This window comes from Cupriavidus alkaliphilus (genome assembly GCF_900094595.1).
Classification (GTDB): Bacteria; Pseudomonadota; Gammaproteobacteria; order Burkholderiales; family Burkholderiaceae; genus Cupriavidus; species Cupriavidus alkaliphilus.
In genome coordinates, this window is record NZ_FMAD01000028.1 from 1 (window position 1) to 2,287 (window position 2,287).

Consider the following 2,287-nt stretch of genomic DNA (forward strand, 5'->3'; position numbering starts at 1 on the left):
GGGCGTGCGCTTCTACACGCGCTACAAGAGCGTGATGCAGCGCTGGCCCGACTCGATCGCCAAGGGCGCCGAGTTCACCATGCCGGTGGCGAAATAAACCGACCATCACCATAACAGGCGCCATGGAGACATTCGACTACATCATCGTGGGGGCCGGTTCGGCCGGCTGTGTCCTGGCGAACCGGCTGACGCAGGACCCGGACGTCAACGTGCTGCTGCTGGAAGCCGGCGGCAAGGACGATTACCACTGGATCCACATCCCGGTGGGCTACCTCTACTGCATCGGCAACCCGCGCACCGACTGGCTCTATCGCACCGAAGCCGAAGCGGGGCTGAACGGGCGCTCGCTGGGCTATCCGCGCGGGCGCGTGCTGGGCGGCTGCTCGTCGATCAACGGCATGATCTACATGCGCGGCCAGCGCGAGGACTATGACGAGTGGGCGCGGCTGACCGGCGACGACGGCTGGCGCTGGGACAACGTGCTGCCGCTGTTCAAGCGCAGCGAAGACCATCACCGCGGCCCAAGCGAATTCCATGGCGCAGGCGGCGAATGGCGAGTGGAAGGGCAGCGCCTGCGCTGGGACATCCTCGAGCGTTTTGCCGATGCCGCCGAGGAAGCGGGGATCCCGCGCACCGACGACTTCAACCGCGGCGACAATTTCGGTGTCGGGTATTTCGAAGTGAACCAGCGCCGCGGCATCCGCTGGAATACCGCCAAGGCGTTCCTGCGGCGCGCCTCGGAGCGGCCCAACCTGACCATCGTCACCGGCGCGCAGGTGAGCGGGCTGAGCTTCGACGGGCGCCGCTGCACCGGCGTCAACTATCTGGGCGGCGGCCGCGCGCATGCGGCGGCGGCCACGCTCGAGGTGATCCTCGCCGCCGGCGCGGTCAACACGCCGCAATTGCTCGAGCTGTCCGGCATCGGCCAGGCCGAACGGCTGCAGGCGCTGGGCATTCCGGTGCGCCACGCGCTGCCCGGCGTAGGCGAGAACCTGCAGGACCACCTGCAGCTGCGCAGCGTGGTCAAGGTCAACGGCGTGCGCACGCTGAACACGCGCGCCGCCAGCCTGTGGGGCAAGTTCTGCATCGGCGTGCAGTACGCCTTCAACCAGAGCGGGCCGATGAGCATGGCGCCATCGCAGCTGGGCGCGTTCGCGCGCTCGGATCCGTCGCAGGCGCGGCCGAACATCGAGTACCACGTGCAACCGCTGTCGCTGGACAAGTTCGGCGATCCGCTCCATGCCTTCAACGCCTTTACCGCCAGCGCCTGCAACCTGCGCCCGACCTCGCGCGGCAGCGTGCATGCCGGCAGCGCGGATTTCCGCCAGGCGCCGGTGATCGCACCCAACTACCTGTCGACCGACGAGGACCGCAAGGTCGCCGCCGATTCGATCCGGCTCACGCGCCGCATCGTCGCGTCGCCGGCGCTGGCGCCGTACCGGCCCGAGGAATGGCTGCCGGGACCGGCGTTCCAGAGTGACGACGAACTGGCCGAAGCCGCCGGCAATATCGGCACCACCATCTTCCATCCGGTGGGCACCTGCAAGATGGGACGCGGCGACGATCCCATGGCGGTGGTCGACCATCGGCTGCGCGTGCTGGGGGTGCAGGGGCTGCGCGTGGTCGACGCCTCGGTGATGCCGCTGATCACGTCGGGCAACACCAACTCGCCGACCATCATGATCGCCGAGCGCGCCAGCGACATGATCCGCGAAGACCGCAGGCAGCGCGCCATGCCGACTGAAGTGGCAAGCCCGGCGCAGGCGCAGGCCGAAGCCGGTTCCGTGCCCGTGACAGCGGCTTCGAGCGCTTGAAGCGCCACGCCGCATGACCACCGGCGGGGCGGTGGTCGTGTGACCCGCGCGGCGCTTGTGCGGCCGCAAAAAAACTGACACTTGGTTCATGTTTCATAGTGCAAACCCCGATGTTTTGCGATGCAACAGGCGCACACAATAGACGCCTCACAGGGTGCTCAGGCCGCACATACCATGCCGCCGCCGCAACCCGCGCGGGAGCCGCCCCGCACAGATAAAACCCGCAGGCCTGGCCGGCAACCACGGCGAGCCTGACGGAACAAGCGGCAGTAAGGGCCTACAAGGCCGGTTCGGACCATTGTCAGTGCCGGGCATCACCCCGGCAGTTCAGCAAGAGGGCGGGCAGGAGACATGAACCAGCAGGAAACCATCCTGGAAACGCGGAACCTCACCAAGGAGTTCAAGGGGTTCACGGCGGTGAGCGACGTCAACCTGCGGGTGCGCCGCGGCTCGATCCATGCGTTGATCGGCCC

1 protein-coding gene and 1 pseudogene are annotated in these 2,287 nt (G+C 67.7%); both read left to right on the plus strand.

All coding sequences use genetic code 11. The features are described from left to right. Positions 1–122 precede the first annotated feature (122 nt). Positions 123–1,814 carry a GMC family oxidoreductase gene (locus tag GA0116996_RS27835; RefSeq protein ID WP_092318360.1) on the plus strand — a complete coding sequence of 564 codons (1,692 nt, stop codon included), beginning with the start codon at positions 123–125 and terminating at the stop codon, positions 1,812–1,814. Between the two features lie 351 nt (positions 1,815–2,165). Next, positions 2,166–2,287: pseudogene (locus GA0116996_RS28175) on the plus strand (ABC transporter ATP-binding protein); the annotation flags it as partial.